This is a genomic window from Acidimicrobiales bacterium (assembly GCA_016716005.1).
In the GTDB taxonomy this organism is placed as follows: Bacteria; Actinomycetota; Acidimicrobiia; order Acidimicrobiales; family JADJXE01; genus JADJXE01.
Map to the genome: position 1 here is coordinate 1 of JADJXE010000009.1, position 6,071 is coordinate 6,071.

The window sequence follows — 6,071 nt, forward strand, 5'->3', positions numbered from 1 at the left end:
TCGCCCACCACCACGGCGGATGCCGGCACCCGCGGTCGCACCCCGAGCCCAGCTCCTCGATCTTGCCGTCGTCGAGGCGGCCCGACGACGACCGCTTGTCCTCCACGAAGACCTCGGCGAAGTCGCCACCCGTGTGCAGGGCCGCAGCCAGCACCCGTGACACCACGGCTTCTTCGATCACGGGGACCACCTCTCTGCTGGGCTCGGCCGTGGCCGCCGGCGCTTCGCCCCGATCGCCACGAAGGACTTATCGTAACGACGTGCCCCCAAAGCCGGACTGACCGGTCGCGTCGAGCCCATCGTCACCGAGGCCGACACCGCGATCGCCGCCCGATCCGGAGACGTCGACGTGGTGTCCACCCCGCGCATCGTCGCCCTGTGCGAGGAAGCGGCGGTCGCGGCGGTCGCCGGCCACCTCGCCGAGCAGGAGACCACGGTCAGCATGCGCATCCAGCTCGACCACCTCGCCCCCACCGCGGTGGGCGGCACCATCACCGCCGACGCCAAGCTGGAGAAGGTGGAGGGACGACGCCTCCGCTTCTCCGTGTCGGTCAGCGACGAACGGGCCTGGTGGGTGCCGGCAAGGTCACCCGGGTGCTCGTGGAGCGGGACCGCTTCCTCGACCGGTGTCGGTGACGCGCCCAGGAGGGGCCGGCCGCCGCGACATCGAGGTGGTGGCGCTCGACGCCGACGACACCCTCTGGCACTCGGAGGTGTACTTCGAGCGCACCCAGCGCCGGTTCACCGAGCTGGTGTCGCGCTACACGCCCACCGAGGTCGACGTCGACGCGTTCCTCACCGAGGTCGAGCACCGCAACCTGGCCCGGTACGGCTACGGCATCAAGGGCTTCACCCTCTCCATGGTCGAGGCGGCGATCGAGGTCACCGACGGCGCCATCGGCACCGACGAGGTCGCCCAGATCCTGGCCGCGGGCCGGGCCATGCTCGACCACCCCGTCGACCTCATCGACGGCGTGGAGGAGGCGGTCACCGCCCTGGCCGACGCCGGGTACCGCCTCGTGCTGGTCACCAAGGGCGACCTCCACCACCAGGAGCTGAAGATCGCCGCGTCGGGGCTGGCCGACCGCTTCGAGCACCTCGAGATCGTGGCCGAGAAGGACGCCGAGACCTACCGGAAGGTGGTGGCATCGGCCGGTGTGCCCGCCCGGGCGTTCTGCATGGTGGGCAACTCGGTGCGCTCCGACGTGCTGCCCGTGCTCGAGATCGGCGGCCACGCCGCACCATCCCCTACCACGTCACCTGGAGCCACGAGCACGCCGATCACGACGGATCGGTGCCCACCTCGACAGCCTCGCCGACCTGCCCGGCTGGCTGGGGCCTGAGCGGGCGAACCGGCGCCGGCCGATCAGCCGGCGCGGACAGGAACGGCTGACGGCGCTCCACCAGGCATCGGGGTTCTCGAACTGCGGGCTGTGGGCGGCGTCGGGGATCACCACGAGGTCGGCGCCCTCGATGGCGTCGGCCAGCCGGTGGGCGGCGGCCACGAACGCCGTGTCCTCCGCACCCACCACCACGCGGGTGGGGACGGCGAGGGTGGCCACCTCGATCAGTCGGTCGGGCCGGTTCACCAGCTCGGTGGCCATGGCCGCGTACATCGCCGGCGACGACGTGCGGAGCTTCTCCTCGTTCCACTCGACGTAGCCCGCCCGGGTGGCCCGCACCCGTTCGTCCGACGGTGCCCGCTCGGCCGGCATGGCATCGAGCAGCTCGAGGAGCGCGGGCAGACCCTGCGAGCGGAGCACGTCCATGCCGATCGCCACCAGCTCGGGGTCGAGCCCCTCGACCGGACCGTGGTGGGTGTCCATCAGGACGAGACGGGAGATGCGCGCTCGGCGCGTCGAGGGCCAGGGCCTGGGCGATCATGCCGCCCATCGAGTGGCCGAGCAGGGCGAAGCGGTCCCATCCCAGCCCGTCGGCCAGGCCAGCGCCTCGCCGGCGAAGAGCGCCAGGAGTAGGGCTCCTCGTCGGCGGGCCTTGGTGGCTGCGCCGTGTCCGCGCAGATCGGGGCCACGACCCACCAGCCCTCGGCGGCGAAGCGGTCGATCCAGTCGGCGAAGTCCTCCTTGGCACCGGTGAACCCGTGGACGAGCAGCAGCGGCCGTCCGCCCGGCCGCTCTCCAGCACGGACAGCCGGCCTCGCCGACCGCGACCACGGACCTCGGCCATCAGTCGCCGCCGAGCAGGCCTGCCAGGTCCAGCTCGGCCACATCGCCCGGATCGGGCAGGGCGATGTCCACCGGCACGTCGAAGTCGTAGAGCTCGGCGGTGACCACCACCGACGCATCCCTAGCCTGGGCACGTCGTCCGACGCCGGCGCGAAGTCGAGCGTGAGCCGGAAGCGGCGCACGTGGCCGTCGTCGTCGACCCACGCCTCGGCGGGGATGGTCACGAACGACGCCGCTTCGGCACCGAAGCCCTCCAGCTCGTCGACGACGCCCTGGTGGCGGTCGTCGGGCAGCTGGGCCAGGGCCTTCTCCAGGTCGATCACGGTGGACACGTGGCGGTGGGGACCCCACGGACGTCCTCACGGCCCAGCTCGGGTGAGCGGAACCCCGGCGCCCTCCAGGAGGGCGAGGAGGCTCCCGGGTCGCCCTGGCCCGTGGCGGCGCTCGGGACGATCGGCGCCCAGGTCCTCCGGGAGGCCGAGACCCAGGCCTTGTCGGAGTCGGTGAACGAGGCGTACAGGGGCGAGCGCAGGTAGGCGGTGTCGCCGTCGACCACCAGCTCCAGCACGCCGGCACTCGGGGAGCTCGGCGGCGGCGCCGAACAGGTTCACGGCGTCGGTGGCGTCGACCTCGAGGTGGGCGCGGCGGTTGGCCCGGTCGATCTCGCCAGTGCCCGAGGTGGTGGCGGCGCGGTCACCCCCGGAGCCGGCTGACCGTGGTCTCCACGGAGACCTTCAGCGTCTGCACCTCGCTGGTGGCGGCCGCCGCCTGGTTGAGGAAGGCGATGCCTGACGCCGCGGAACCACCGGGCCCGGTGGACACCTCCTGGGCGCCCCGCCGGCGGCGCTGCAGGCCGTGGCGACGAGGAGCAGCCCGGCGCCGAGGATCGCCGAGGCACCCCGGGCGACGACGGGTGGGACGGCGATGACGGGACATGGGACCCTCCGGGGTGGAGCGAGACGTGACACCGATACATCGGCAGGTCTCGCTGCAGGTGAGATGGTATCCGCGAGGTCGGGCCCGAGAGTCGTCGGAACCAGGCTGCACCCCACCTTCTGCCCTGGGGCCGGCGCGCAGCTCTCCCGACCACAACTGATCATGGCGGCGCGCCTCGTGGTCAGCGCGCTCCTGTTGTGGGTCCTGATCACCAAGATCGGCACCAACTGGTCCGAGACCATCCCCGACGCCAGCGGCCACACCCTGGCCTGGCTGGCCGGCGCCCTGATCCTCACGTTCCTCGGCGTGGTGCTCTCGGCCGTGCGGTGGAGCGCAGTCCTGGCCGCCCTGGACCAGCACCCGCCCTTCGGGCGCCTGCTGTCGCTCTACTTCGCCGGCCAGTTCGTGGGCAACGTGCTGCCCAGCACCATCGGCGGCGACGCCCTGCGGGTGTCGCGCCTGTCCGCGACAACGGCGAGGACCGACCACGTTCGCCTCGGTGGTGCTCGAGCGCCTCACCGGCTGGGTGGTGCTACCGGTCATCACCATGGTGGGGCTGCTCCTCAACCCCGGCCTCCGCGACCTCGGCCGGGCCAGCGCCATCGCCTTCTCGGTGGCCGCCGGCACGCTGCTGCTGCTGGGTGTCGTGCTGTTCCTCACCGCCCGCCCCGGCCAGGGCATCGAGGGTCGCCTGGAGCACAACGAGGGCTGGCGCCGGTTCACCAGTGCCGTGCGGTTCGGCATCCACCGGCTGGTGCGCGAGCCGGCCGCCACCGCCCGCATCCTGGCTACGGGCTTCGCCTACCAGTTCATCCTCATCGGCTCCGCGCTCATGGCCGCCCGCGCCCTGGGCCTGCCCGCCGGGGCCGGGCCCACGGCGCTGCTCGCCTTCCTGCCGGCGGTGCTCATCGCCCAGGGTGCCGCCCATCTCCATCTCCGGGCCTGGGGTGCGAGAGCGCTGTTCGTGCTGTTCCTCCACCCGCTCGGGGTGCCCCGATCGCAGGCCATCGCCCTGGGACTGCTCCTCTACCTGCTGAACCTGGTGGTGAGCCTGCTCGGGGCGCCGGCGTTCGCGGTGGGACACAGCAAGGCCCCCGCCGCGTGAGGCCCGCAGCGGTCGACGACGCAACCCCCGAGATCGATCCGAGCCCCCCGGCGCCCGCCCTCCAGTGGTGGCGGGAGCTCCTGCTCGCCGGGATCTTCTACTTCGTGTACTCCCGGGTGCGGAACACCTTCGGCGCCGGCCCCGAGTCCCGCTCGATCGCCTTCCGCCACGCTCGCGGGGTCATCAAGGTGGAGGAGACGCTCGGCCTGTGGTTCGAGCCCCGGCTCCAGCAGTGGTACCTCGACCTCCCCGGCCACGGCTTCATCCGGTGGTGGAACATCTTCTACGGCACCGCCCACTTCGCCGTGACCATGGGGGTGCTGCTGTTCCGCGTTCCGCCAGGCACCCCAGGTGTACCGCTTCACGCGCACCATGCCTCGCCGGCACCACCGCCTCGCCCTGATCGGCTTCGCCGCCCTACACCCCTCATGCCCCGCGCCTGCTCGACAGCCCGAGCGCCTACGGCGGCTGCGCCGGGTCGGGCCGCCGACTGCCACGGCTACGGGATGGTGGACACCATCGAGGTGTGGGCGGATCTGAAGTTCGGTTCGGGGGCATGGCGTCGTTGTCGAACCAGTACGCCGCCATGCCGAGCCTGCACTTCGGATGGTCCACGTGGTGCGCGATCACCGTGGTGCTCGTGATCGGACGAGGCCGGCTGCGCTGGCTCGCGTTCCTGTACCCGCTGGTGACGCTCTTCTGCATCCTGATCACCGCCAACCACTTCTGGCTCGACGCCTTTTTCGGCGCCGTCGCCCTCGGGGGTGGTTGGCTGGTGGCGCTGGCGGTGGATCGGTGGGTCCACCGCGATCGATCCCGGCGACGACCCCGGCCGTGGTCCAGTCGGCCCGGCGGCCAGGAACGACACCACCGCTCCGCTGCTCCAGGCCTGGAGCGGCTGGGCCTGACCCAGGGGCGCCGCCCGGCCGGCGTGGCAGGCGTAGAGCTCGGGGATGGCCTCCAGGTCGCGCAGGGCGTCGAGGACCGAGCGGCGCACCCGCCGGGCGTCGTCGTGGCGGCCCACGGCGCGCAGGCCCTCGTGGATCACCCAGTTGTCGTGGGGCCAGATGGAGCCCCGGTGGTAGCTGTCGCCATCGAAGTAGGGGTCGGCGCTGGAGTGGGTGCGGATGCCGACCGGGGTCCACAGGTCGTCGCCGAAGAGGCGGTCGGCCACCGAGCCGGCCCGCTCGGTCGGGAGCAGGGTGCCCAGGAGGTGCCCGGCGTTCGAGTGACGATGCGCGAGACCACCCCGTCACCGCCCACCGCGAGGGCGTAGGTCTGCCCGTCGGGCATCCAGAAGATCCGCTCGAACGCCGCCGGGTCGACGTGGATGGCCCGGGGCGGCGACGCCCAGCCGCCAGCGCCGCCGCGGCCTCGGCGTGGTAGCCCTGCACCTCCACCAGCGCCACCGGGGGCTCGATCGGCACCGCCCCGAGGTCCGAGTCCCGCCAGCCCTGGTGCAGGAGCCCGGCCCGGTTCCGGCGCTGGTAGGCCACGAGGTCGGCGAAGCCGATGCGGGCCGGACCCGCCATCCAGGCCGCGGCGCTCCGAGGTTGGGGGTCACCTCATGAGCAGGGCGACATCGCCGGTGCGCTCGACGTAGCGGTCCACCACCCGGACCCACCACGACGTGCTGTCCATCCGCCGTAGTAGGGGAAACCCCACCGGAACCGCTTGCGGAGCTCGAGGCGCACCCGATCCTCGGCCGCACCGGGATCTCGTGGGCGATCTTGCCCGGCTCCCTCCTCCCACGGCGCCGGTCGTACACCCGGTCCTGGTAGCGGGCCAGGGGCCCGGATGGTGGCCGCCGCCACCGAGGGGTCCTCGCGGGAGCACCTGGAGCG

General features: G+C 72.7%; 4 protein-coding genes and 3 pseudogenes. 6 read left to right on the plus strand and 1 reads right to left on the minus strand.

The window, feature by feature from the left end; all coding sequences use genetic code 11:
• On the minus strand, positions 1-181 hold a 181-nt coding region (locus IPM45_18515), incomplete at its 3' end, for a hypothetical protein (GenBank protein ID MBK9181507.1).
• Between the two features lie 96 nt (positions 182-277).
• On the opposite strand from IPM45_18515, the pseudogene IPM45_18520 reads away from it, so the two are divergent.
• The 6 genes and pseudogenes from IPM45_18520 to IPM45_18545 all read left to right on the plus strand — a co-directional run bounded on the left by IPM45_18520 (position 278) and on the right by IPM45_18545 (position 5,503).
• A pseudogene (locus tag IPM45_18520) lies at positions 278-636 on the plus strand (thioesterase).
• Between the two features lie 29 nt (positions 637-665).
• Positions 666-1,335: pseudogene (locus tag IPM45_18525) on the plus strand (HAD family hydrolase).
• A 1,033-nt stretch (positions 1,336-2,368) separates the two neighbouring features.
• Positions 2,369-2,722 (plus strand): hypothetical protein, encoded by a 354-nt coding sequence (locus IPM45_18530; GenBank protein ID MBK9181508.1) that lies wholly within the window; start codon positions 2,369-2,371, stop codon positions 2,720-2,722.
• A 388-nt stretch (positions 2,723-3,110) separates the two neighbouring features.
• Positions 3,111-3,590, plus strand: a pseudogene (locus IPM45_18535) (flippase-like domain-containing protein).
• Positions 3,591-3,621: 31 nt separating this feature from the next.
• A complete protein-coding gene (locus IPM45_18540; GenBank protein ID MBK9181509.1) occupies positions 3,622-4,227 on the plus strand; it encodes a flippase-like domain-containing protein in 606 nt (201 codons plus the stop codon).
• 556 nt (positions 4,228-4,783) lie between these two features.
• On the plus strand, positions 4,784-5,503 hold the full coding sequence (locus IPM45_18545; GenBank protein MBK9181510.1) for an inositol phosphorylceramide synthase: 720 nt from the start codon (positions 4,784-4,786) through the stop codon (positions 5,501-5,503).
• Positions 5,504-6,071: the final 568 nt, after the last annotated feature.